The following is a 24422-nucleotide window of genomic DNA, read 5'->3' on the forward strand; positions in this document are numbered from 1 at the left end:
CGCTGCGAGCCGCGGAACATACCCGCGCACGCGACGCTGTCAATGCCTCGAACGGCCTTTGCTCACAAGTGACAGCGTAAAGTACAGTCCGGCCATGGCGGCGAAGGCGACCATCAGGCCCCAGGGGTCTGCAATGTCCATGGAGACGCCGCCCAGGGCCGGTCCCAGAAGCGAGCCCAGACCATAAGCGAAGATGAAGGCGGCGTTCGCCGAGGCGAGGGCGCCGGGCTGCACGCGCTCGCCGATCATCGCCAGACCGATGGTGTAAAATGCGCTGCTGGCGCCCACGAAGAAAAACACCATCGGGATCAGCAGCCACAGATTCGCGCCCGCCAGCCCCATGGCGACCGACAGAATCACCGCGCTGAGCGCGACGCCCGACAAGGTGCGGTCGCGGCCTGTCCGGTCCGCCAGCTTGCCCAGGGGGATCTGCAAGGCGATCGCGCCCAGTGCGCCGATAGCGACCAGCAGGCCGACGCCGCGCTCTGCAATGCCGATTCGCTCGGCATAGACCGGCATCAGCGCGAAGACATTGGTCTCAAGGCCTCCGAACACCAATCCCGCCAGCAAGGCCAGGGGCGCCAGCCTGGCCGCCGACAGCAGGGCTTTGAGCCCGGATTCCTCCATGGAGGGCGGTGTGATGGGCGGGCCGCGCAAGATCATGATCGGCAGGGCGCCGAGCGCGTAGATCACGCCGCCCGCGATCCAGGGCGTCCAGCCTTGCGACCCCAGCACCGAGAGCAGCAAGCCGCCCGAGCCGAATCCGCCCGCAAGCACGGTGGCGTAGACGGCGAGCAGGCTGGCGCGGCTTTCAGGTTTGGCGAGCTGATTGATCCAGGTCTCGCTGGCGACGAAGATGATCGTCACTGACAAGCCCATGACAAAACGCAGCACGAACCAGATCACAGGGTCGGGCATGGCGGGAAACAGCACAAAGCCCGCCGCCGTGATCATCGCGCAGATGATCACGGTCTGGCGCGGCGCGGTGCGCGCCATCAGCGCGGGGATGAGCGGCGTCGCCAGAAGGGTCGAGAGCGCTGCGGCTGCAGCGTTTGCGCCCACCACGGCGGCGGAGCCGGTCATGGCCTCCAGATTGAGCGCGACGAGCGGCATCAACAGGCCGAACCCGCACCCGGCGAGCGCGGCGCAGCTTATCGCGGCGATCAGGGACCGCGTCCGCGCTTTGTCAGGAGAGGAAAGGAAGCTGGCGATCATCGACCGGGCTATAGCCGGACTTGCTGCCTGTGTCCCGCCCGGAATGACACCAAAAGAGGCCGGGGCCGTCCGCCCAGAGAGGCGAGGGCGGTTTCCCCAAAGACATTCAGCGCCGGGTCTTGCAACAGATCAGGCAGTTTTTCAGGGCTGACCCAGGCCACGCGCTCGCCGCTGCGGCGTTTGACCGAGTTGGAGATCCGCGCGACCGGCGCGGTGAACACGCGCACATGCCGGCGCATATTGGCGTCCGCCGGATCCAGCGCACGGCCCAGATACGTCAGCGAGTCCCGGTCCGGCTGCAGGTGGTGCCGCGCCAGCCGCGCCCAGGGATTGCTCATGGGCGGCCGCACATCAGGATGCAGGGGGCGCGCCAGCAATTGCCCCAGCTCTTCTGACAAGGCCCGGATCGCGGCGTCCATGAAGGCGCCGGACTGCGCTTCAGGCGCACCCAGGCGCTTGCGTGAGATCACCGGACCGCCGAACGCCGCCAGGCCATCCCCGCGCACGGGGCGAGCCTGCGGGGCGCGATAGCCGGTCTCGGTGCGCACCAGGGCGATCTGACGCGAATGCGGGTCCGCCAGAAATAGCGCCGCCATGTTGATCGGGCGCGCGTTCATAGGGTTTCCACCTGCGGTCCGCTTCGTGTGCTCTTGAGAAAGCGGATCGGGCGTGCGGGGTCCTTGAGCCAGGTTTCCAGCTCGCCGATGACATATTGGGTGGCGATGGGCAGGTCGAGCGTGCCGCGGTCGTCAAGGCTGACCCATTTGAGGTCTTCCAGCTCGCCATTGCTGGTCAGGTCGGTCGAGCCATGGACATGTTCAGCGTCACAGGTGAAGAACCAGGCGTCAAAGCGGCGCGGGCGCTTGGGCGGCGTGATGGCGCGCGTGATCACCTCCAGCGGCGCGGCGTTCGGCGCGGCCCCAGCCGCTTCAAAGGGCGCCCAGGGTGCTTTGAATTTACAGGCGTCTTCGGCGGGCTTACCCAGGATCAATCCGGTTTCTTCTGCCGTTTCCCGCAGCGCGGCGGCGGCGGCGGCGCGCGCGCGGCGTTCGGTCAGAACACGCGTCATCACCGACCGTGTTTTATCGTTCAGCTCTTCAGCCAGTGGTGCAAAGCCGTCCGTGGGGTCCACGCGCCCGCCTGGAAAGACGTATTTTTTCGGCATGAAGACATGCCCGGTCGAGCGCCGACCAAACAGAAGCTCTATCTCTCCGTTCGCGCGTTTGCGGCGCAAGAGAAGCGAGGAGGCGAGTTTGGGGCGGGGGCTGGTCTTGGGCGTCGTCTTCTTATCGTTTTTTGCGTCGGGCATTGTGTTTCTTTGCGCGCGGGGAGCCGCGGCGCTCGTATTTGTCGCGCGGTCGACCGTGACCTTTTAGCGGTTTTCCAGGTTCAGGAGGCGTAAGAATGTCGAATAACAGCCCGCCCGTCACGGGGGTGGCTTCATCCAGACGCACCGTCACGGCCATGCCCAGCCGATAGCGCCCGCCCGAGCTTTGGCCCACAAGGGCGTGGGCCGCCTCGTCATGGACATAGTATTCCTGCCCCAGGCGAGAGACCGGGCACAGTCCGTCCGCGCCGGTTTCATGCAGGCGCACGAACAGGCCAAAGCGGGTGACGCCGGTGATCCGGCCCGCGAATTCCGTCCCGACCCGGTCCGCCAGCCAGGCGGCGATGAAACGGTCTGTCGCATCGCGCTCGGCGGCCATGGCGCGGCGTTCGTTCTGGGTGGTGTCTTCAGCGATGCGTTGCAGCTGGCTGCGTTCTGAATCGCTTTGCCCGTCCGATCCGAGGTTATAGGCGCGGATCAGCGCGCGGTGCACGGTCAGGTCGGCATAGCGCCGGATGGGCGAGGTGAAGTGCGCGTATTTGGCGAGGTTCAGGCCAAAGTGCCCGATATTATCGGTGTCATAGACGGCCTGCGACTGGCTGCGGAGCACCACCTCATTGACCGTTTCATAGTGGTCTGTGGGCTGGGAGGCTTTGAGCAGGGTGTTGAAACGCGCCGCCGTCGGGCGCTCGCCGCGGGTCCATTTCAGGCCCACATGGGGTAGAAAATCGGCGAGATTGTCGAGCTTCTCAGAGCCAGGCTCGTCGTGGATGCGATAGATCAGAGGCGTGTTCTTGGCTTCCAGCGCCGTCGCCGCCGCGACATTGGCCTGGATCATCATCTCTTCGATCAGCTTGTGCGCATCAAAGCGTTCGCGCAGGCGCACGCCCTGAACCCGGCCATCCTCGCCCACGATCACCTTGCGCTCGGGCGCATCGATTTCCAGCGGTTCGCGGCGCTTGCGGGCCTGACGCAGCACCTCATAGGCGCCCCAGAGCGGCTTGAGCACGTCTTCCAGAAGCGTTTCCGCCTTGCCGGTCCCGGCGCCGTCTATGGCGGCCTGAGCGTCTTCATAGGCCAGCTTGGCGGCGGATTTCATCCAGCCGCGGATAAAGCGATGGCCGATCTGATTGCCGTTGCGGTCAAAGACCATGCGGACGGCCAGGCACGGCCGCTCTTCGCCCTCGCGCAGCGAGCACAGATCATTGGACAGCCGTTCGGGCAGCATCGGCACGACCCGGTCAGGCAGATACACCGAGACGCCGCGGGCGCGCGCGCCCTTGTCGAGCGGGCTGTCGGCGGTGACATAGGCGGCCACGTCAGCGATGGCGACCATCACGATCCAACCATCCTTGTTCTTTGGATCGTCATCGGGCGCGGCCCAGACGGCGTCGTCATGGTCGCGGGCGTCCACCGGGTCGATGGTGACCAGAGGGATGTCGCGCAGGTCTTCGCGATCACCCATGGTGACGGGCTTGATGGCGTCGACCTGTTTGAGCTCGCTGTCGAGGAAGCCGTCGGGCACGCCATGTTCAGCCATGGCGATGATCGAGCCGGCGCGGGCGCTGTCCGCCCGGCCGATGACCTCGTCGATCAGGGCGGTTTTCAAGCCATGCCGGCGTTCAGAGGCGATGCGCACCACGACCAGATCGCCGTCTTCGGCCTTGCCGGTTTCACCGCGCGCAGGGACCAGTTCATGCCGCGACCGACGGTCGACCGGGACCAGCCGGGCGGGGCCGCGGGTGTTGTCGCGCAGCACGCAGAGTATCTTGTGTGCGGACTGGCCGAGTTTCTTGATGACGCTGGCTTCATAGCCGTCTTCATCGGTCATGGGCGTCAGGCGCGCCAGCACCTTGTCGCCAATCCCCGCCGCCGGGCCGCGCGTGCGCTCACCGGGCTTGAGGATGATCTTCGGCCCTTGCAGCTCGGGTTTGACGGGCTGGCAGATGAACTCGCCGTCCACATCGCGGTCGATCACTTCGACCACGGTCACCGTCGGCAGCTGGTCGGCCAGCTCATAGGCTTTTTGCTCATTCTTGCGGATCTCGCCGCCATCTTCGAGCTCACGCAGGGCGAGTTTCAGGCCGGAACGCTGATCCCCCTTCAGTCTCAGAGCCTTGGCGAGCTCGCGCTTGGTGAAGCGCCCTTCGCCCAGACGGATCGCCTCTAGCAGGGCGTCCTTGGTGAAACCGTGTTGGGCGTAGGGATCGTCGTTCAAGATTTAGCCTTTGTGCTTTTGGTCGCGGGTTTCTTGGCGGCAGGTTTTTTCGCCGGCGCTTTCTTCGCGGCGGTCTTGGTCTCGCCGTCGGTCTTTTTCGCGGCTGGCTTTTTGGCCGCCGCTTTCTTGGCGGGCGCTTTTTTCTTCGCCGGCGCTTTCTTGGCAGGCGATTTAGCCGCTTTTGCGGCGATCAGCTCCAGCGCCTGCTCCAGGGTGACGGTTTCAGGCGTCATGTCCTTGGGCAGGGTGGCGTTGATCTTGCCGAATTTCACATAAGGACCATAACGGCCGCTCATCACATTGATCGCGCCGCCTTCTTGCGGGTGCTCGCCCAGTTCCTTGAGCGGAGCCGCCGCAGCGCCGCCGCGACCGCGCGGATTGGCCTTCTTCTGTTCGATCAGGTCCACGGCGCGGTTGAGCCCGACTTCAAACACCTCTTCGGCGCTCGACAGGTTCGCATAGGTCTTGCCGTGCTTGACGAAGGGACCATAGCGGCCGATCCCGGCCTCGATGATCTCGCCGTCTTCGGGGTGGACGCCCACCTTGCGCGGCAGATCGATCAGCGCGACCGCCTTTTCCAGCGTCACGTCGGCCGGGTTCCAGCCCTTGGGGATGGAGCCGCGGCGCGGTTTGTCCTCGTCCTCGACCTGCATTTCCAGATAGGGACCGAAGCGGCCGTCCTTCAGCACGATCATCGCGCCGGTTTCAGGATGCTCGCCCAGCTCGCCATCACCCTCGACCGCATCCAGATCGCCGCCGCCCAGCGGGCGCGTATAGCGGCAGTCAGGATAGTTCGAGCAGCCCACGAAGGCGCCATGCTTGCCCAGGCGCAGCGATAGCGCGCCCTCATTGCATTTGGGGCAGATCTTGGGATCCGAGCCGTCTTCGCGCGGCGGGAAGATCAGCGGCGCCAGCGCGATGTTCATGGCGTCGATCACATCGCCGATGCGCAGATCCGCGATGTCCTCGATGGAGGCGTGGAAATCCTTCCAGAAGTCGCGCAGCAGCTGCTTGTATTCCAGATCGCCCGCCGACACCTTGTCGAGCTGGTCTTCCAGCGACGCGGTGAAGTCGTACTGGACATAGCGCTGGAAGAAGTTCTCCAGGAAGGCGATGACCACGCGGCCCTTGTCTTCGGGGATGAAGCGCTTGTCTTCCATGCGCACATAGTCGCGATCGCGCAGCACTGACAGGGTCGAGGCGTAGGTCGAGGGGCGGCCAATGCCCAGCTCTTCCATCTTCTTGACCAGCGAGGCCTCGGTGAAGCGGGGCGGGGGCTGGGTGAAATGCTGCTCGGCCAGCGTCTTCTCGGCCTTGGCCTTGGCGCCTTGCGTCACTTGCGGCAGGCGGTTTTCGCCTTCGTCTTCCTCGTCGTCGCGGCCTTCCTGATAGAGCGCGAAGAAGCCGGGGAAGGTGACGACCGAGCCCGTGGCGCGCAGGGCGAGGGACTGATCGGCGTTTTCAAAGTCGATGGTGGTGCGCTCAAGACGCGCCGCTTCCATCTGGCTGGCCACAGCGCGCTTCCAGATCAGGGCGTAGAGCCGCGCCTGGTCGGCGTCGAGACGCAGATCATCGGGGTGGCGGGTGAAGCTGGTGGGGCGGATCGCTTCGTGCGCTTCCTGGGCGTTCTTGGCCTTGGAGGAGTAAAAGCGCGGCTTTTCAGGCACGAAGTCGGCGCCATGACGCTCGCCGATGACGTCGCGGGCCTGCATCATCGCGCCCATATCCATGGAGACGCCGTCGGTCCGCATATAGGTGATCAGACCGACCGTCTCACCGCCCAGCTCCACGCCTTCATACAGACGCTGCGCGGTGCGCATGGTGCGTTGGGCGTCAAAGCCCAGCTTGCGCGCGGCCTCTTGCTGCAGCGTCGAGGTGGTGAAGGGCGGCGGCGGATTGCGCTTGGTCGGCTTGGCTTCGACCGAGGCGACGGTGAAGTCCGCCGCCTTGATCGCAGCTTCTGCGGCGCGCGCGCGTTTTTCCTCGCCAATGGTCAGGCGGGTGATCTTCTCGCCTTCAAACCGGGTCAGTTTCGACGCGATCAGCTGATCGGCGCCGTCGGTGCGCACATCCGCGTCCACCGACCAGTATTCCTGGGTGACGAAGCGTTCGATCTCGGTTTCGCGCTCGGTGATCAGACGCAGGGCGACTGATTGCACGCGGCCGGCAGAGCGGGCGCCGGGCAGCTTGCGCCACAGCACCGGCGACAGGGTGAAGCCCACCAGATAGTCGAGCGCCCGGCGCGCCAGATACGCTTCCACAAGCTCCATATCGAGCTCGCGCGGATTGGCGATGGCGTCGGTGACAGCTTTTTTGGTGATGGCGTTGAACGCTACCCGCTGAACTTGCTTGTCCTTGAGCACCCGGCGCTTTTGCAGCGCTTCGAGCAGGTGCCAGGAAATCGCTTCACCCTCGCGATCCGGGTCAGTGGCCAGGATCAGGGTGTCGGCGTCTTTCAACGCGTCAGCAATGGCCTTGATGCGCTCTTTCGCCTTGCCTTCGATGGTCCAGTCCATCGCAAAGTCTTCGTCCGGGCGCACCGACCCATCCTTGGGCGGCAGGTCGCGCACATGGCCGAAACTGGCGAGCACGGTGTAATCGCTCCCCAGATATTTGTTGATGGTTTTGGCCTTGGCCGGGGATTCGACGACAACGACGTTCATAGGAGCACTGATATCAGGACAGGGGCGACCGGCGTCAAGCAAGCCCGGACAATGGCGGCGGAAGGTGGGGTTAGTTCCCCAACCTGTCAACATGGCGCTTCCGCTTGCCTTGGCGCGAGCACAGGTATACGGCTCGCCATTAAGTTGTTTCACGGGCAATCAAAGCGCGCGCATGACCCAATCTCCCTCGCAAAACTCATCCAAGAGTGACGAGACGCAGCCCGAATCCGCCAAGACCGAAGAAGCGGCGGGCTATCTCATCGAAATGCTCTCCGCCTTGTCTCATGTGGCGCACCGGGCGGATCTGAACAATTCCTCGGTCATGCTGGCGACCGCCGCGCATGTGATCGAGCAAGAGTGCAGACATCTGACGCAGAACCCGCCCAAGGCGACCCCGGGCGTTGATGCGGATACGCTGTTTCCCTTACATCCCGACGGCAGCCCGCGCGATTAGGGCGCGTCAGGGCTGATAGGCGCTGCAGACCATGCCGTTGGGCCAGATCTCGCACCGGCCCGCCAGCTCCAGCTCCACTAGGGCGGCCAGAACCACGCGGGCGGGCGATTGCGTCAGGCGCGCCAGTTCATCGCGTGAGACCGGCGTGGGCGACAGCAGGGCGGCGATGCGTTCGCGGATATCCTCGACAGCGTCATTGAGCGCGTCCGCATCGTCAAATTCGTCTTCAAACTCCGACCCGCCCGGTTCCTGAAGGCTGGAGCGGCGCGCGCCGGACAGCACCGCCAGCACATCCTCCACCCCCTGCACCAGCGCGGCGCCGTCCTGCAGCAGGCGGTTCGAGCCCCGGGCGCGCGGATCCATGGGAGAGCCGGGCACGGCCATGACTTCGCGATTTTGCTCCAGCCCGTAACGAGCCGTGATCAGAGAGCCGGAGCGCTCGGCGGCCTCAACCACCAGAACGCCCAGAGAGAGCCCTGAAATCAGCCGGTTCCGGCGCGGAAAATCGCGCGCTTGTGGGGAATAGCGCAGCGGCGTTTCGCTCACCAGAAGGCCCTGGTCGGCGATGGCGTGATAGAGCGCTTCGTGCTCGGGCGGATAGATCGAGGTCAGCCCGCCCGCCAGAACGGCGACGGTTCCGGTCTCAAGGCTGGCGGCATGGGCGGCGCCGTCAATGCCGCGCGCCAGTCCTGACGCCACGATCACGCCCCGCTCGCCCAGACCCCGCGCCAGATCGCCTGCAAAGCGCAAGCTCGCCGCAGACGCGTTGCGGGCGCCGACCATGGCGCAGATCAGACGGTCTTTCAGGTCCAGCTCGCCTTTGACGCTGATGACCGGCGGCGGCGGATCAATGGCGGCGAGGTCAGCGGGGAAGTCCGGCTCGCACGCGCACAGCAAACGCGCGCCGAGCTGGTCGTGATCTTCAAGCTCGGCTTCGGCCTGCTCGCGAGAGAGGGCTTTCAGCGGCTTTGAGCGTCCGCCGCGTTTTGACAGATCGGCGAGATTGTCGATGGCGTCCGAGGCGGTCCCGAACCGTTCGATCAGTTTGGCGAAGGTGACAGGTCCGACCCCCGATGTGCGCGACAGGCGAAGCCAGTCCACACGCTCTTTCGGGGAGAGGGCCTGTCGCTTCACGCCTTCTTCGCCCCGATCTTGGGTTCATCCCCTGTGAGGATGCGGCCGATATTGTCCTTGTGTCGCCAGTACAGCAGCACGGCCAGGAACAGCGCGAGCACCGCAACGGCCTCCTGGCCGAAGGCGTAGGCCAGAACTGGCGCGGCCAGGGCGGATGTGAGCGCTGCGAGCGAGGACATGCGCATCATGAGCGCCATGCCCAGCCAGACCAGACAGGTCAGAACGCCGACCGGCCAGAAGGCCGCCAGCAGCACGCCGAGGAAGGTCGCGACGCCCTTGCCGCCCTGAAACTTCAGCCAGACCGGGAAACAATGGCCGAAAAATGCTGCGCCGCCGGCGATCAAACCCGCTGTGGGCGAGGCGAGGGCGGTGAACAACAGACACGCGAAACCGGCCTTGCCGGAATCCAGTATCAACGTGGCGAGCGCCAGATCCTTGCGTCCGGTGCGCAGCACATTGGTCGCGCCGATATTGCCAGACCCCACGGCGCGAATATCCCCGAGCCCCGCCAGCCGGGTCAGCAGCAGGCCGAACGGGATCGAACCGAACACATAGCCGACGACCAGCGCCGCCGCGAACCAGGGATCAAACATGACTACTCGTCTTCCAGTTGATAGATAATCGCGCCTTCCGCGATCGTGATCAAGGCCTTGCCGAACAATCGGCGGCCGGAGAAGGCGCTTGGGGCGCGGCACTGCATGGGGCCGCGGCCATAAACAAAGGGGGCGTTGGGGTTGAACACCACCAGATCAGCGGGGGCGCCATCCTCCAGTCGGCCCTGGTCCAGCCCCAGAATGTCCGCAGGGCCGCAAGTGACCGGACGCAGCGCGTCCGCAAGGCTCATCTGGCCGTCCTGCACCAGCGTGCACAGAACCGGCAGCAAGGCTTCCAGGCTGGCCGAGCCGGGCGCGGCTTCGGGGAAGGGGTGGGCTTTGGACTCATTCGTGCAGGCCACATGGTCCGAGACGATGGCGTCGATCCGGCCTTCGGCGAGGGCTGTAATCAGCGCTTCACGATCGGCTTCGCTGCGCAGGGGCGGCTCCAACCGATAGCGCGGATCGAGCCCGCCGGTGTCCATGTCGTTGAAGCTGAGATGGGTGAGCGGCGCGGTCACCGCGACTTCCAGACCGCTGGCGCGGGCGTCCGCCGCCGCTTTCAGAGCATCTTGCGTGGTGACCCGGTCAAAGATCAGCCTGGCGCCGGTGAGCGCGGCCAGCGCCGCATCGCGCTTCAGCGCCATGGCTTCTGATTGCGCAGGCCGCGAGAGCAGACCCAGGCGCATGGACAGATCGCTTTCCGTCGCCATTGTGCCGCGGCTGAGCCCGGCGTCCTCGGGACGCAGGCTGACCCAGGCGTCAAAGCCCGCCGTGTAGGCGAGCACCCGGCGCGCCAGACGCGTGTCGAGGATCGGCTGGCCGCCATCGCCCAGATAGAGCGCGCCGGCGCGCAGCATCAGGCCGATCTCCGCCATGTCTTCTTGAGAGCTGACGCACAACCCCGCTGCATAAAGGCGCACCGCGCTCGTCAGCGCCGCAGCGTCCACCGCCGCAATGTCTTCAGGGCGTTTGAAGCCGTCACCGCTCTCCGGGGACAGCACAAGCGTCGCCACGCCGCCCGCCGCCGCCGCGCGCGCTGCAGCGTCAACGCCCCGCGCCCCCGTGGAGGCGGGATCGGCCGTGCAGCGCATGTCGATCAGCGCCGGGGCGAGAGCGGCGCCCTTGAGGTCAATCACACCTTCATCGTCCATCGCGGTGAGCGCGGGGCCGCTCTCCATAATCAGGCCGTCGCGAATGCGCAGAGACCCCAATTCGTCCCGCCCGGTGGCGGGGTCGATCAGGCGGGCGTTTTCAAAGAGCATCATGCGCCGTCTCCCAGCCCGTCCATGTCATGAGCGCGCATGTCGGCGATGGCGCCGTTGGGCGCGCGCCCGGTGATCAGTTCGAGAATGGCGGAGCGCACGGCGACGCCGCTTTCCACCTGATCAAGGATGACTGCGCGGTCGGGATCATCCGCCAGCGCGCCGTCGATCTCCACGCCTCGATTCATCGGGCCGGGATGCATTACCAGGCAATCAGGGCTGGCGCGTTCGAGCCGTGCTTCATTGAGCCCCCAGAGCGCCGCATATTCACGGTCCGACGGGATCAGCCCGCCGGTCATGCGTTCTTTCTGGATGCGCAGCGCCATCACCGCGTCGCAGCCTTCAAGCGCTTCCTCAAGATCATGAAACACCGTGACGCCCCAGCGATCGGCGTCCGCAGGCAACAAGGTGGCGGGGCCGCACAGGCGCACCTCGGCGTTCAGAAGGTTCAAAAGCGACACGTTCGAGCGCGCGACGCGAGAATGCAGGATGTCGCCGACGATCAGGATGCGGCGACCGCCAACCTCGCCCCAGCGCCGGGTCAGGGTGAAGGCGTCCAGCAGGGCCTGGGTGGGGTGTTCATGGGCGCCGTCGCCGGCGTTCACCGTCGGCACGCCGGTGACGCGGGCGAAATGCGCGGCGGCGCCGGCTGATTTGTGGCGCACGACCAGCACGTCGGGACGCATGGCGGCGAGGGTGAGGGCGGTGTCGTCGAGACTTTCGCCCTTGGAGATCGAGGCGCTGCCCGCCGCGAAGTTCACCACGTCCGCACCGAGGCGCTTGGCGGCGATTTCGAAACTCGCCAGCGTCCGGGTGGAGTTCTCAAAGAAGAGATTGATCTGGGTGAGGCCCTTGAGGGTGTCGCCCTGTTTGTCGCCGCGGCGCGCGGCGTCGAAATGATGCCGGGCGCGCTCGAAAATCATCTGCACGTCGAGCGGGTTGAGATCCCCGACGCTCAACAGGCTGTCATGGGGGAAATCATAAGCGAAGCCTGTGCGCTCCATGAAGGCGTCTCCCGATAAGCGTTCGCGGGGGTATAGGCGCGCACACGGGTTCGGGCAAGCTGGCCCGTGTCAGAAATCAGAGCCTGTCAGAGCGACAGGGCGATCGCGGCCGCAACGGGAAGCGTGATCAGGCTGGTCAGAACGGTGAGGGTGATCATGCCCGCGGTCAGTCCGGCCTCGCCGTCAAAATCGGCGGCGACGGCGTAGATGAACGCGGCGGCGGGGGCCGCGCCGGCAATCGCCATCAGCACCGCCAGATCCCCGGTCAGGCCAAAGCCGAGCGCCAGTCCCAGATACACGACCGGGCCGATGACTGTGCGCAGCACGGCGGCGGACAGCAGGACCTTGATGCGGCCCTTGAGCGTCTTGAAGTCGAGTCCGGCGCCCATGGAGAGAAGGATCACCGCCATGGAGCCGGCGCCGATCATCTCGATGGGCGCTGTGAGGAACGTGACCCGTCCCAGACCGGACAGATTGGCGAGGAGCCCCAGCACGCAGGCGAGCACCACGGGATCGCGCGCGGTTTTGGACAGCGCTGCGTTCAGGCCGCGCCCCGAAGTCAGCGCGAAACCCGCCACTGAGGCCGCAGCGCCGATAATCACGCCGGTCGCCGACACGGCTGCGCCTGCGCTGGCGATGGCGTCGCCCAGCAGCCGGTCTGCGAGCGCCAGCGTCAGGACGATATTCCACATGACGGCGGAGGCGATCATCGGCGCGGTGATCCGGCCGGAATTGCTGACCAGACGGCCCAATCCCAGGGCCAGAACGATCATGATGGCGGACCCCAGGGCGGACACGCCCCCGATCATCAGAGAAGCGCCGCCGTCAAATCGCGCCTGCGCCAGCAGGGTGAAGAGAAAACTCGGCAGCAACAGGCGATGGTTCAGCGCATTCACGCCCCGCCACAGTTCGCGCGGGATATAGCCGCTGGCGCGCACGCCATAACCGAGCGCGATGACGATAAAGACCGGCAGAAAGGCGGACAGGATGATCTGCGTCATAATCCGGCGACCCAGATCCAGAAGGGCATGGCGAGAAAGGCCAGAAGCGTGGTCGCGGTCACATGGCCCGCCATCAGCCGCGTATCCCCGCCCAGTTCTGACGCCAGCACATAGGACGCCGCCGCGCCCGGCGTCGAACCGATGGCCGCCAGCAGCATCAAGGGCACGCCCTCCACCCCGAACAACCGTCCCAGCACGATGAAGACGAGTGGAGCGAGGATCAGCTTGAGACTGATCGACAGCGACAACAATTGCGGGCGCGCCTTGAGGGCGGAGAAATCAAGCCCGGCCCCGATCGCCATCAGGATCAGCGGCAGGGCGGCGCGTCCGGCCAGGGCGGCGGTGTCCGCGACGGGGCCGGTTTGAAACAGGCCCAGCGCATTGGCCAGGGCGCCCAGAAGACAGGCGATGATCAGCGGATTGGTGACGATGCGCATGGCCACGCGCCGGGCGTCAGGTTTCACGTCGCTGGCGCCCCACAGGGTCAGCACCACCACGCACATCACATTGATCAAAGGCACGGTGGGTGCGAAGACCAGAGCGGCGAGGGCGCCGCCTTCCGTGCCGAAGGCTGAGGCGGCCAGCGCCAGCAGGACAAATCCGTTCCAGCGCACCCCGCCCTGAAACAGGCTGGTATAGGCGGGGCCGTCAACGGGCAGGGGTTTGAGCGCCAGGCAGATCACGCCCATCACCAGAAAGCCCAGGGTGACCGCGATCAGAAAGGGCCCGGCGGGCAGACCGGCGTAATCAGCGCGCGAAATGGTCGAGAACAGCAAGGCGGGCAGCAGCGCCTGGTAGCTGAGCGTGTTGACCCCCAGCCAGAGCTCCTTGCGCACCAGACCGGACCGGCGCAGGGCCCAGCCCAGCACGATGACGCCAAAAATCGGGATCAGAGCGCTGGCGACCGCATTCATGACAAGGGATCGTCCGGCGAGGGCAGAGGCTGGCTCAGCCCTTCATTGATCCGGGCGATGGCGCTTTCCAGAATCACGGCCGCCGCCTGGGCGTCCACAAAATCCTTGTGCTGGGCGTGTTTCACGCCGGCCTCGAGCAGGGATTCGGTCGCCGCGAAGGTGCTCAGCCGTTCATCCTGGAAGCACACCGGAAGATCGCGCAGGCGCAGAAGGTTCGTCACGAAGGAGCGCGAGGACTGCGCCCGGCGGCCATCCCCGCCATCCATGTGCAAGGGCAGCCCCACGATCAGACCGGCGCATTTGCGTTCGTCATAGAGCGCCAGCAGCGCCTGGGCGTCCGGGGTGAACTTGACGCGCTGGATGGTGGTCAGCGGCGTGACCAGCGTGCGGTCGGTGTTGGAGACGGCGACGCCCAGCGTTTTCGTGCCGGGATCGACCGCCATCAGCGGCCCTTTGGGAAGGAGCGCGGGTTCTAGAAACAACATGCGCCCGGTTTAGGCCGGTCGGCCTGTCTTTGGAAGAGGCTGACTCCGTCACAATCTTGCGCCGCAGCACCGGCGTTGGTACGCAGAGCGCTTAGTCTTGCCCTCCCATCCGGAGACCTGCCCATGTCTGTGACCCAAGACGATGTCCGGCGCATTGCGCGTCTGGCCCGCATCGCCGAGCCGAGCGACCGTCTCGATTCGCTCACCAATGAACTCAACGGCATTCTCGACTGGGTCGAGCAGCTTGATGAAGTGGACGTCACAGGCGTCGAGCCGATGACCACCCCGGTGCAGACCCCGCTGCCCCTGCGCGCGGACGAGATCACCGATGGCGGCAAGCGCGACGACATTCTGGCCAACGCCCCGAAAGCCGAAGAAGGCTTCTTCGTGGTGCCCAAGAGCGTGGAGTAAGCGCGATGACCGAGTTTACCCAGCTCTCCCTGTTTGACGTGCTCGACGGTCTTGAGAAGAAAGACTTCTCGGCTGTGGAAGTCGCTGACGCGACCGTGAAGGCGGCGGAAGCGGCGCAAGGCGCGCTCAACTGCTTCACCTCGATCGACGGCGACAAGGCGCGTGAGATGGCGCAGGCCTCTGACGCGCGCCGCGCTGCAGGCAAGGCGGGCGCCCTCGACGGCGCGCCCATCGCGATCAAGGATCTGTTCGGCGTGTATGGCGTGGAGACGACCGCCAGCTCCAACATCCTCAAGGGCTTCAAGCCGCGCTATGAATCCACCGTCACCCAGAACCTCTGGGATGCAGGCGCGGTGTTCTTCGGCAAGACCTCCATGGACGAATTCGCCATGGGCTCGTCCAACGAAACTTCGGCCACCGGCCCGGTGGTGAACCCCTGGCGCGCCAAGGGCTCTGACGACAAGCTGGTTCCGGGCGGCAGCTCGGGCGGCTCGGCCGCGGCGCTGGCCGCGGGCATTTCCTATGGCGCGACCGGCACCGACACCGGCGGCTCGATCCGTCAGCCGGCGGCGTTCACCGGCCTTGTGGGCGCGAAACCCACCTATGGCCGCTGTTCGCGCTGGGGCGTGGTGGCGTTCGCCAGCTCGCTCGACCATCCCGGTCCGTTCGGCAAGACGGTGAAGGACACGGCGCTGCTCACGCAAGTGATGTCAGGCCATGATCCCAAGGATTCCACCTCCTATCCCGGTCCTGTGCCGGACATGGTCTCCGCGGTCAGCCGCGGCGTGAAGGGCCTGCGCATCGGCATCCCCAAAGAGTATCGCGTCGACGGCATGCCGTCCGACATTGATGCGCTCTGGGAGAAGGGCGCCCAATGGCTGAAAGAGCAGGGCGCGGAGATCGTCGAGATTTCCCTGCCGATGACCAAATACGCCCTGCCGGCGTACTACATCATCGCGCCGGCGGAGGCCTCGTCCAACCTCGCGCGCTATGACGGCATGCGTTACGGACAGCGGGTCGAGGGCGACGACCTGACCGACACCTATGAGAAGACGCGCGGTCAGGGCTTTGGTGATGAAGTCCAGCGCCGCATCCTGATCGGCACCTATGTGCTGAGCGCGGGCTATTATGACGCCTATTACCTCAAGGCGCTGAAAGTTCGCCGGAAAATCCTCGAAGACTTCAATACCGCCTTTGAGGGCGTGGACGCCATCCTGACGCCCACAACGCCGAGCGCCGCTTTCGGCATTGGGTCGAAAGCGGACGCCGATCCGATCGAGATGTATCTCAACGACATCTTCACCGTGACCGCCAATATCGCCGGCATCCCGGCGATGAGCGTTCCGGCGGGGCTCGACAAATCTGGCCTGCCGCTGGGCCTTCAGGTCATCACCAAGGCGCTGGACGAGGAAACCATGTTCGCCGTCGGCGGCGCGCTGGAACAGGCCGCAGGCTTCACCGCGAAGCCGGAGAAGTGGTGGGGGTGATGCCGCTTCCCCGCCTCCTCATGATCGGCTTCGGGCTGGTCGCCATTTTCGGCGCGCTTCTCGCGTCCGGGCGACTGGGCGAGGGCGGCGTGCAGATGGCGGTGGGGATCACTTTGCTGGTGACCGGCGGCATCGGGGTGATGAACACCATTTTCTTCACCCGGCTCAAACGCTCGCTCGATGAGATGGCGAAAAACCCGCCCGACGTCGCGCCCGAGCCGGATGGGGAGCCGGATTGATGCGCGCGATCTGGTATGAGGATCAGGGCGCAGCCGAAGACGTTCTGACGCTGGGCGAACGCCCTGAACCTGCGCCCGGCCCCGGCGAGGTGGCGGTGTTCATCAAGGCGTCCAGCGTCAATCCGTCAGACGTGAAATCGCGCGCCGGGCTTCGCGGCCCGATGAGCGTCGCGCGGCAGATCCCGCATTCAGACGGCGCGGGCGTCATCAAGGCGGTGGGCGAGGGCGTCGACCCGGCCCGCATCGGCGAGCGGGTATTTGTGTTCAACGCGGCGTTCAAGCGCGCGGGCGGAACCTGCGCCGAGATATGCGTCGTGCCTGTCGAGTTCACCGGCGCGTTGCCGGACGCCGTGAGTTTTGAAGACGGCGCGAGCCTGGGCATTCCGGCTTTGACCGCCCATCGCGCGCTGACGGCCAATGGTCCGGTGCAGGGCAAGACGGTGCTGGTCACCGGCGGCGCCGGGGCTGTGGGGCTGCAGGCGATCCAGCTGGCGAAATGGATGGGCGCGCGTTTTGTCATCGCGACGACCTCTGGCCCTGAAAAGGCGGAAGCGGCGCTCGAGGCCGGCGCGGATGATGTGATCAATTACCGCCACCAGGACGTGGTCGAAGCGGTCGAGGCCGCCACAGACGGCGAGGGCGTGGACCATATCGTCGAGGTCGAGTTTGGCGGCAATCTGGCGGCGTCGGTCGCGCTGATCCGTCCGCACGGCCTGATCGCGAGCTATGGCAGCGAGGGCGAGAAGACGCCCGAACTGCCGTTTTACGATCTGATGTTCAAGAACGCCGGATTTCACAGCGTATTCGTCTACACCCTGACCCCGGCCCAAAGGGCGGGCGCAGTGGCCGATGTCAGCCGTGCGCTGTCTGAAGGCGCGCTGAAACCGCGCATCGACAGCTGTTACGCCTTGGAAGAGTGCGCCGACGCCCATAAACGGGTGGAAGCCGGAGAGAAAATCGGAAGCGTCATCGTCACGCCTGTGTGAGGATGATCCTTGTTAGTTGAGATAGAGAAGACCGCCATGAGCAGCGAGCACACCTACGTCATCAACGGCGCCACGGGCGATTGGGAAATCGTCATGGGGCTTGAGGTGCACGCCCAGGTCAAATCCAACGCCAAACTGTTTTCCGGCGCGGCGACGGCCTTTGGCGCGGAACCCAACACGCAAGTGAGCCTGGTCGACGCCGCCATGCCGGGCATGTTGCCGGTGATCAATGAGGCCTGCGTCGCGCAAGCCGTGCGCACGGGTCTGGGTCTGAACGCCCAGATCAATAATTTCTCGCGCTTTGACCGGAAGAATTATTTCTATCCGGATTTGCCCCAGGGCTATCAGATCAGCCAGTTCGCGCATCCGATCGTGGGCGAAGGAGAGATCGAGTGCGAACGCGATGACAGCTCGCTGTTCACCGTGGGGATCGAACGCCTGCACCTGGAACAGGACGCCGGTAAATCCATCCACGACCTTGATCCCAATGCGACCTATGTGGATCTGAACCGGTCCGGCGTTGCGCTGATGGAGATCGTCTCGCGTCCGCATTTGCGCACCCCCGCCGATGCGGCGGCCTATGTGCGCACCCTGCGCACGATCCTGCGCTATCTCGACACCTGCGGCGGCGATATGGAAAAGGGCCAGATGCGCGCCGATGTGAACGTGTCGGTCTGCCGCCCCGGCCAGTACGAAAAATTCATCGAGACCGGCTCGTTCGAGCATCTGGGCACGCGCTGCGAGATCAAGAACGTCAATTCGCTGCGCTTCATAATGCAGGCCATCGAGTACGAGGCCCGGCGTCAGGTCGATATCCTGGAAGAGGGCGGCACGATCGATCAGGAAACGCGCCTGTTTGACGCCAACGCCGGGGTGACCCGCTCCATGCGCTCGAAAGAAGAAGCGCATGACTATCGCTATTTCCCTGATCCCGACCTGCTGCCGCTGGTGCTCGAGCAGAGCTTTATCGACGATCTTAAGGCGAACCTGCCCGAACTGCCCGCCGACAAGCGCAAGCGCTTTGTCGAGGAGCTGGGCCTGTCGGAATACGATGCGTCTGTGCTGGCCGCCGACAAGGATCGCGCGGACTATTTCGAGAAGGTGCTTGAAGGTCGCGATCCCAAGCTCGCCGCCAACTGGGTGAATAACGAGCTGTTCGGCCGTCTCAACAAAGAGGGCCTCGGGATTACCGAAAGCCCGATCAGCCCTGAACAGCTGGGCGGCATCGTCTCGCTAATCAGCGACAAGACCATTTCAGGCAAGATCGCCAAGGACGTGTTCGAGATCGTCTGGGCGGAAGGCGGCGACCCGGCCAAGATCGTTGACGATCGCGGCATGAAACAGGTCACCGACACCGGCGCCATCGAGAAAGTCATCGACGACCTGATCGCGGCGAACCCCGAACAGGCCGAAAAGGTCAAGGACAAGCCCAAGACCATGGGCTGGTTCGTGGGCCAGGTGATGAAGGCAATGGGCGGCAAGGCGAACCCGCAAGCCGTCAACGAAATCCTCGCCAAGAAACTTCTGGGTTAGGCCTATCGTCTTCCAGATCAAAACCCCGGAGCCAGGCTCCGGGGTTTTTTGTTTGGGCTTTAAAATGGGTCCCCGGATCAAGTCCGAGGACCGAGAGGATAGAGCCTCACCCTCTCGGCCTTCGGACTTGATCCGGAGGCCCATGCGCCTACAGCCCCGCGCGCAAACGCAGGGGAGAACCAAATGACGGGTCGCGCGGGAGCGGGCCGTTTGTGTTGATGGTGTTCAGTCTTGAGAGCCAAACCCGGCTCCCGCGCTGGAGATGTTTTGTCGGGACCACCGCACGGAGACTTCTGCGCTGTCGCGCCGCCGGTGCAGTCGCCGCCTCATCAGACGTCGCTGCCCTGGACCGCCCGGTAAGAGCCCGCCTTTTCGCATGGAGCGCGCGTCACACGCTCTATGCTCGGGACATCCCGTCCCTCCCAGCCTGAACGCGCCGGCCGCCCGTCATGGAAGGAACGAGACGCAGTATGGCTCACGATCCGGAGGGGGCGGATAAGTTCGCGGCTGTCCGCACGCGCTCTAGTGACACGTCATGCGAACGCGCTAACCTTGGCGGCATGACCCAACAGCCTGAATCCGCCCTGTCTGACATCGTTCCGGTCGATGAAATCCGCACGCGCGCTGAAGCCTTGCTCGATTGGGTGCAGGTCTCTGTGCTCAATGTCGACAACGCCGTGCAATTGGGATTGATCCTGGCGGCGTTTATTCCGGCGCTGCTGTTCGGGCCGCGTTTGCGTCATCTGGTCCACGAAGCCACAAAAACCCGGATCAAGTCCGGTCTCTGGCGTCGGCTGCTGACGGCGGCCCTGGCGCTGATGACCCCGCTGGCGCTGTATCTGGTGCTGACCATGATCCGGGTCGGCCTGGGGGCGCTGGATCGTCCGGTCGCCATCGTCAGCGCGGCGATCAGCCTGATGAGCGCCTGGCTGTTGATCCGGGCGGTGACCCTGGTCATCCGCTCGCAGTTCTGGTCCCGGCTGGCCTTCTACATCATCTGGCCCATCGCGGCGCTGGATGTGTTTGGTCTTCTGGACGATGTGATTGCGCAGCTTGAGGCGCTGTCCATTCCGCTGGGCGAGACGTCCGAGGGCGAACCGGTCTCGCTGAGCCTGTTCGATGTTCTGCGGACCATGATCTATTTCGGTCTGCTGTTCTCGATCGCGAGCTTTGCGGGGCGCACGCTCGACAAGCAATTGCAGAAGTCCGACGAGATTTCCCCGGCGCTCAGCGCGCTGATCTCGAAGGTTCTGGGCGTGCTCCTGCCGATCCTGGCGCTGCTGATCGCACTGCAGATGACGGGCTTCAATCTCGCCACCCTGGCGATTTTCTCCGGCGCCGTCGGTATCGGCGTCGGTTTGGGCCTGCAAAAGACGGTCTCGAACTTCGCCGCCGGTTTCACGCTTCTGGCGGACAAATCCATCAAACCCGGCGACGCCATCGAGGTGGACGGCCAGTTCGGCTGGGTGACGGGGATGCAGGCGCGCTATGTGTCGATCCGCACGCGCGACGGCACCGAAATGCTGTTGCCGAACGACCATTTCATCAATAACGGCGTCACCAACTGGTCGAAATCCGACCATATCGTGCGCATGCACGCGCCGTTTGGCGTGTCTTACAATACGCGCGATCTTAAGGCGGTGCAGACCCTCGCCATCGAAGCCGCGAAGACCGTGAACCGGGTGGTCTCGGAACGCGAGCCGGTCTGCAATGTGATGGAGTTTGGCGATTCTTCGGTGAATTTCGATCTGCGTTTCTGGATCAGCGATCCCCAGAACGGGCAGGCGAATGTGCGCTCGGACGTGTATCTCGCCCTGTGGGAGCGTCTGCATGAAGAGGGCGTCGAGATCCCGTTCCCGCAGATGGATTTGCACGTGAAAGCCCTGCCGGATCGCGCCGAGCCGTCAGACGACGCTTAGGCCGAGCAGCTCGCCCCGCCCAGAACGCAGAACTGGGCGCAGTATTTATGGTTCAGGCGCACCGGTTTGAGGCTGTCTTCCAGCGTTTGCGCCAGCTCGAATTCGTCTTCATAGGGCAGCAGGGTGCAGGCGACGACGCTGGCGCGCGTCGCACCCCGACGGCGGATCACCATGCGCTGGCTGGCGCACATGATGTCGTCAGGATTCTTGTTCAGAATGCCCCAGCAATCCACCGTGATCTCTGGCGGATCGCCGCTTTCGTCCATCTCGGGGAAAATCACCAGGCGGGACGGATCCTCGCTCGGGATGTCCGCGCCGACTGTATCAAACAGCGCCTTGAAGCCGTCCCGCGCTTCGGCGTCGGTCTCATTCCACAATGAGCGTCCGGCGGCGCTGAGGGTGAAACCGTGATCTGAGAGCCATTTCAGACCCTCCAGCGTGGCGTCAAACCCGCCGGCGCCGCGTTCTTCGTCATGATAGGCGCGGGTGTAATGATCCAGGCTCAGCCGCATTTCAATCTGGTCGCCGAAACGCGCCTGAAGGTCCAGAAGGCCAGCCTGCACGCGCGGGCGCATCATCGGCTTCATGGCGTTGGTCAGGACCAGAACGTCATGCCCGCGTTTCAGCGAGAGCTCCATCAACCGGATCATCTCCGGGTTCATGAAGGGCTCTCCGCCCGTAAAGCCGATCTCGATCGGGCCGAAGCCAAGCGCGTCGATCTCATCGAGATAGGAGACCACGTCCGCCTCGGTCAGGTAGACCAGCGCATCATTGGTGGGCGAGCTGAGGATGTAGCAGTTCTTGCACTCGATATTGCACAGCGTGCCGGTGTTGAACCACAGCGTCTTGAGCGTATCAAACCCCACGCTGGCGCGGGTTTCGCCCTTGGCGGTGACAAGGGGGTCTGAGAATTTGATCAGCGGCGCTGAGGCGTCGGGCATGAGGCGTATCCAGGTCAGAAGAGCGAGCTGCTTGTGAAGCTAGGGCAGGGCCCGGCGTGCAGCAATCGCGCTCAAGCGGATGTGTTCACACGATACAGTGTTCAGCTGTTGTCGGACTCGTCTTGAATCCAGAACACATTTTCGACCTTTTGCCCCAAGGCGCGGGCGATTTTCAGCGCCAGCAGGGCGGAGGGGATGAAAACCCCGTTCTCCACCGTGTTGATCGTCTTGCGCGTCACGCCCACCTGCAAGGCCAGCTCGGCTTGGGTCAGGCCGGCTTCGGCGCGCAGGCTCTTCATGGCGTTGCCGAGCGCTGCGTCATTCATTCTTCAGCCCCGGTTTCGCCCCGGCGGTCATAATGGACGACCGCGACAAAGAAGCTGGAGACCGACAGGCCGGTGAGGACCTTGAGCAGAAGGCCACCATCAAGACCGAATTGATTGATCGTCATGGCGAGCACCGTCGAGACCGTCATGACCCAGAACGCGGCTTCTGCGGCGCGGCGGCGGACATCACGCGCCCACTCATCATTGACGATGTCATAGCCGACGGTCTTGTAGGCGCGGAATGCGTCGCCAAAATACAAGATGATCGTGACCAGCCAGAGCCCGAACCCGATTCCGCTGATCACAAGGCCCGGTCCCATCCAGCTGTCAGGCGTCTGGTGCGAAGATCCAATGCCGTCCGCCGCCTGCCAGGCGAAGAAGCCTGCGGCCTGGCACAACAGGAAGGCGCGCATGCGCAGATTGATCTTTTCAAGCTCGTCCATGGAAGACTCCGATACGCCATGTCACCTTGAGGTAACATGGCGTATCGGGAATGTAACGTCAAGGTGACGCTTACATCAGTCCGATCTCACGCAGACGCTCGAGCAGGTAGGCGTGCGCGGTCATCGGTTCGGGATACCGGTTCGGATTGTCGTCGCTGATGCAGCCAGGCAGGGTCTCGATCAGGAAATCAGGATTGAAGTGCAGGAAGAAGGGCGTGGAATAGCGCGAGAACGCCATGCGCTCTTTGGACGGGTTTACCACGCGGTGGGTGGTCGACGGATACACATGGTTGGTCAGGCGTTGCAGCATGTCGCCGATATTGACCACCAGCGCGCCTTCGGGCGGCTGCACCGGCAACCAGGCGCCGGTCTTGGTCTTCACCTGCAGACCGGCTTCTTCCGCGCCCAGCAACAAGGTGATCACGTTGATGTCTTCATGCGCGCCCGCGCGCACGCCTGACGGATCGCCGTCGATCGGCGGATAGTGCAGTAGCCGCAGGATCGAGTTGCCGTCATTGACGGTTCTGGAGAACCAACTTTCTTCAAGCCCCAGATCTTTCGCCAGCGCCTGAAGCAGCACAGCGCCCATCTCGTCGAGCGCCGCGAACAGCGCCTGCACGCTGTCGTCAAAGCGTGCAATGTCGCTCACCGGCACATTGGGAGGCATGACGTCAGAATAGGGATGGCCATCGGGCAGGTTCCGGCCATGGTGCCAGAATTCCTTGAGGTCCTTCTGCGCCATGCCCTTGGCGTTCTCTGTGCCGAACGGCGTATAGCCGCGCTGCCCGCCGCCGTTTTCCACCACATAGCTTTGCTTGGCGGCTTCAGGCAGGGCGAAAAACGCTTTGGCGTCCTCCAGCGCGCGATCAATCACACCCTGATCGACAGGATGGTCGCTGATGACGGCGAAGCCGGTTTCACGAAAACTCGCGCCCAGTGCGCGGGCGAAAGCTGCGGGATCCTTACCGGCGAGTGTGAACGACACCGGTTCGAGGGTCTGGTCAGTCAAAATGATATCGGTCATGGCGCGCTCTTTAGCCTTCCCTCGCGAGCTCGTGAAGCCGCAATGTCTTGCACGAATGGTCGCAGACGCCGACATATGTCGTTCAAAGCTGTTGTACAGGGCATGGAGAACTGAATGACCCAGCCGATCGAGCTCTATTACTGGCCGACCCCGAACGGATGGAAAGTGACCATCGCGCTTGAGGAGATGGGCCTTCCCTATGAGATCAAGCCGGTCAATATCGGCCTGGGCGAACAGTTCGAACCGGACTTTCTGAAGATCAGTCCCAATAATCGCATGCCGGCCATTGTTGATCCGGACGGGCCTGACGGTGAACCCATCTCGATCTTTGAGAGCGGCGCGATCTTGCAATACCTCGCCCGCAAGACGGGGCAGTTCTATGGCTCGAACCCGCGTGAGCAGGCGGCGGTCGAGGAATGGCTGTTCTGGCAGATGGGCGGACTGGGTCCGATGTGCGGCCAGGCGCACCATTTCCGCACCTACGCCAAGAAGATCGAGCCCGACGAAAGCAAGCTCGAATACGGCAAGAACCGCTACACCAATGAAGTGCACCGTCTGTATGGCGTGATCGAGCGGGCGCTTGAGGGGCGCGACTATCTGGCGGGCGACTTTTATTCCATCGCCGACATGGCCGCCTGGCCCTGGATCCTGCCAGAAGGTCAGGGCCAGGATCTGGACGAATTCCCGCGGCTGAAAGCCTGGGTCGAGCGCGTCGGCGCTCGCGAGGCGGTGAAAACCGGACGGAGAGTGGGCAAGGATCTGTTCAAACCCCTCGATGAAGACAGCGAAGACATGAAAAAGGCGCGCGCCGTGCTGTTTGGTCAGCGCGCCAAGTCTTAA

General features: G+C 64.3%; 24 protein-coding genes. 8 read left to right on the plus strand and 16 right to left on the minus strand.

Annotated elements, in window-relative coordinates; genetic code table 11:
• Window positions 1–39: 39 nt before the first annotated feature.
• From G405_RS0113645 to topA, 5 genes are read right to left on the minus strand one after another with little or no spacing between them, the layout of a single operon-like run.
• Window positions 40–1215, minus strand: coding sequence for an MFS transporter (locus G405_RS0113645; protein WP_022702081.1), 1176 nt, complete (start codon window positions 1213–1215; stop codon window positions 40–42).
• Between the two features lie 8 nt (window positions 1216–1223).
• Entirely contained in the window at window positions 1224–1832 is a 609-nt protein-coding gene (locus G405_RS0113650; RefSeq protein ID WP_022702082.1) for a hypothetical protein, read from the minus strand.
• On the minus strand, window positions 1829–2524 hold the full coding sequence (locus G405_RS0113655) for an NUDIX domain-containing protein (RefSeq protein WP_022702083.1): 696 nt from the start codon (window positions 2522–2524) through the stop codon (window positions 1829–1831). Before G405_RS0113655 ends, G405_RS0113650 begins: the two co-directional genes overlap by 4 nt.
• Complete coding sequence (gene rnr / locus G405_RS0113660; protein ID WP_022702084.1) at window positions 2502–4760, minus strand: ribonuclease R; 2259 nt, start codon at window positions 4758–4760, stop codon at window positions 2502–2504. The genes G405_RS0113655 and rnr overlap by 23 nt, the downstream gene beginning before the upstream one ends.
• On the minus strand, window positions 4757–7423 hold the full coding sequence (topA, locus tag G405_RS0113665; protein WP_022702085.1) for a type I DNA topoisomerase: 2667 nt from the start codon (window positions 7421–7423) through the stop codon (window positions 4757–4759). Before topA ends, rnr begins: the two co-directional genes overlap by 4 nt.
• A 172-nt stretch (window positions 7424–7595) precedes the next feature.
• Between topA and G405_RS0113670 the strand changes: the two genes are divergently transcribed.
• Window positions 7596–7877 carry a hypothetical protein gene (locus G405_RS0113670; protein ID WP_022702086.1) on the plus strand — a complete coding sequence of 94 codons (282 nt, stop codon included), beginning with the start codon at window positions 7596–7598 and terminating at the stop codon, window positions 7875–7877.
• 6 nt (window positions 7878–7883) lie between these two features.
• On the opposite strand, the gene dprA is transcribed toward G405_RS0113670, so the two are convergent.
• The 7 genes from dprA to ruvX form a co-directional block, all read right to left on the minus strand.
• On the minus strand, window positions 7884–9011 hold the full coding sequence (dprA, locus tag G405_RS0113675) for a DNA-processing protein DprA (protein WP_022702087.1): 1128 nt from the start codon (window positions 9009–9011) through the stop codon (window positions 7884–7886).
• On the minus strand, window positions 9008–9604 hold the full coding sequence (plsY, locus tag G405_RS0113680) for a glycerol-3-phosphate 1-O-acyltransferase PlsY (RefSeq protein WP_022702088.1): 597 nt from the start codon (window positions 9602–9604) through the stop codon (window positions 9008–9010). The genes dprA and plsY overlap by 4 nt, the downstream gene beginning before the upstream one ends.
• A 2-nt stretch (window positions 9605–9606) precedes the next feature.
• Window positions 9607–10872 (minus strand): dihydroorotase, encoded by a 1266-nt coding sequence (locus G405_RS0113685; RefSeq protein ID WP_028284824.1) that lies wholly within the window; start codon window positions 10870–10872, stop codon window positions 9607–9609.
• Entirely contained in the window at window positions 10869–11873 is a 1005-nt protein-coding gene (locus G405_RS0113690; protein WP_022702090.1) for an aspartate carbamoyltransferase catalytic subunit, read from the minus strand. The genes G405_RS0113685 and G405_RS0113690 overlap by 4 nt, the downstream gene beginning before the upstream one ends.
• 86 nt (window positions 11874–11959) lie before the next feature.
• Window positions 11960–12874 (minus strand): AEC family transporter, encoded by a 915-nt coding sequence (locus G405_RS0113695; RefSeq protein WP_022702091.1) that lies wholly within the window; start codon window positions 12872–12874, stop codon window positions 11960–11962.
• Window positions 12871–13788, minus strand: coding sequence for an AEC family transporter (locus tag G405_RS0113700; protein WP_022702092.1), 918 nt, complete (start codon window positions 13786–13788; stop codon window positions 12871–12873). Before G405_RS0113700 ends, G405_RS0113695 begins: the two co-directional genes overlap by 4 nt.
• A complete protein-coding gene (gene ruvX, locus G405_RS0113705; protein WP_233346057.1) occupies window positions 13785–14231 on the minus strand; it encodes a Holliday junction resolvase RuvX in 447 nt (148 codons plus the stop codon). Before ruvX ends, G405_RS0113700 begins: the two co-directional genes overlap by 4 nt.
• Window positions 14232–14396: 165 nt before the next feature.
• Between ruvX and gatC the strand changes: the two genes are divergently transcribed.
• The 6 genes from gatC to G405_RS16175 all read left to right on the plus strand — a co-directional run bounded on the left by gatC (window position 14397) and on the right by G405_RS16175 (window position 20848).
• Window positions 14397–14684 carry an Asp-tRNA(Asn)/Glu-tRNA(Gln) amidotransferase subunit GatC gene (gene gatC, locus G405_RS0113710; RefSeq protein WP_022702094.1) on the plus strand — a complete coding sequence of 96 codons (288 nt, stop codon included), beginning with the start codon at window positions 14397–14399 and terminating at the stop codon, window positions 14682–14684.
• Between the two features lie 5 nt (window positions 14685–14689).
• Window positions 14690–16171 carry an Asp-tRNA(Asn)/Glu-tRNA(Gln) amidotransferase subunit GatA gene (gene gatA, locus G405_RS0113715; RefSeq protein WP_022702095.1) on the plus strand — a complete coding sequence of 494 codons (1482 nt, stop codon included), beginning with the start codon at window positions 14690–14692 and terminating at the stop codon, window positions 16169–16171.
• Window positions 16171–16410, plus strand: coding sequence for a hypothetical protein (locus G405_RS0113720; protein ID WP_022702096.1), 240 nt, complete (start codon window positions 16171–16173; stop codon window positions 16408–16410). Before gatA ends, G405_RS0113720 begins: the two co-directional genes overlap by 1 nt.
• Window positions 16410–17396, plus strand: coding sequence for an NADPH:quinone reductase (locus G405_RS0113725; RefSeq protein ID WP_022702097.1), 987 nt, complete (start codon window positions 16410–16412; stop codon window positions 17394–17396). Before G405_RS0113720 ends, G405_RS0113725 begins: the two co-directional genes overlap by 1 nt.
• A 36-nt stretch (window positions 17397–17432) precedes the next feature.
• Complete coding sequence (gene gatB, locus G405_RS0113730) at window positions 17433–18929, plus strand: Asp-tRNA(Asn)/Glu-tRNA(Gln) amidotransferase subunit GatB (protein ID WP_022702098.1); 1497 nt, start codon at window positions 17433–17435, stop codon at window positions 18927–18929.
• A gap of 560 nt (window positions 18930–19489) precedes the next feature.
• Window positions 19490–20848, plus strand: coding sequence for a mechanosensitive ion channel family protein (locus G405_RS16175; protein ID WP_022702099.1), 1359 nt, complete (start codon window positions 19490–19492; stop codon window positions 20846–20848).
• On the opposite strand, the gene G405_RS0113740 is transcribed toward G405_RS16175, so the two are convergent.
• From G405_RS0113740 to G405_RS0113755, 4 genes are all read right to left on the minus strand, one after another.
• Complete coding sequence (locus G405_RS0113740; protein WP_022702100.1) at window positions 20845–21789, minus strand: radical SAM protein; 945 nt, start codon at window positions 21787–21789, stop codon at window positions 20845–20847. The two genes, G405_RS16175 and G405_RS0113740, sit on opposite strands and share 4 nt — an antisense overlap.
• Before the next feature lie 101 nt (window positions 21790–21890).
• The gene (locus G405_RS0113745; protein WP_022702101.1) at window positions 21891–22115 is read right to left on the minus strand and encodes a helix-turn-helix transcriptional regulator; all 225 of its coding nucleotides are present in this window, start codon (window positions 22113–22115) and stop codon (window positions 21891–21893) included.
• On the minus strand, window positions 22112–22558 hold the full coding sequence (locus G405_RS0113750) for a hypothetical protein (protein WP_022702102.1): 447 nt from the start codon (window positions 22556–22558) through the stop codon (window positions 22112–22114). The genes G405_RS0113745 and G405_RS0113750 overlap by 4 nt, the downstream gene beginning before the upstream one ends.
• A 70-nt stretch (window positions 22559–22628) precedes the next feature.
• Window positions 22629–23582 (minus strand): isopenicillin N synthase family dioxygenase, encoded by a 954-nt coding sequence (locus G405_RS0113755; protein ID WP_022702103.1) that lies wholly within the window; start codon window positions 23580–23582, stop codon window positions 22629–22631.
• Between the two features lie 114 nt (window positions 23583–23696).
• Between G405_RS0113755 and G405_RS0113760 the strand changes: the two genes are divergently transcribed.
• Entirely contained in the window at window positions 23697–24422 is a 726-nt protein-coding gene (locus G405_RS0113760) for a glutathione S-transferase family protein (RefSeq protein WP_022702104.1), read from the plus strand.

This window comes from Oceanicaulis alexandrii DSM 11625 (assembly GCF_000420265.1).
In the GTDB taxonomy this organism is placed as follows: Bacteria; Pseudomonadota; Alphaproteobacteria; order Caulobacterales; family Maricaulaceae; genus Oceanicaulis; species Oceanicaulis alexandrii.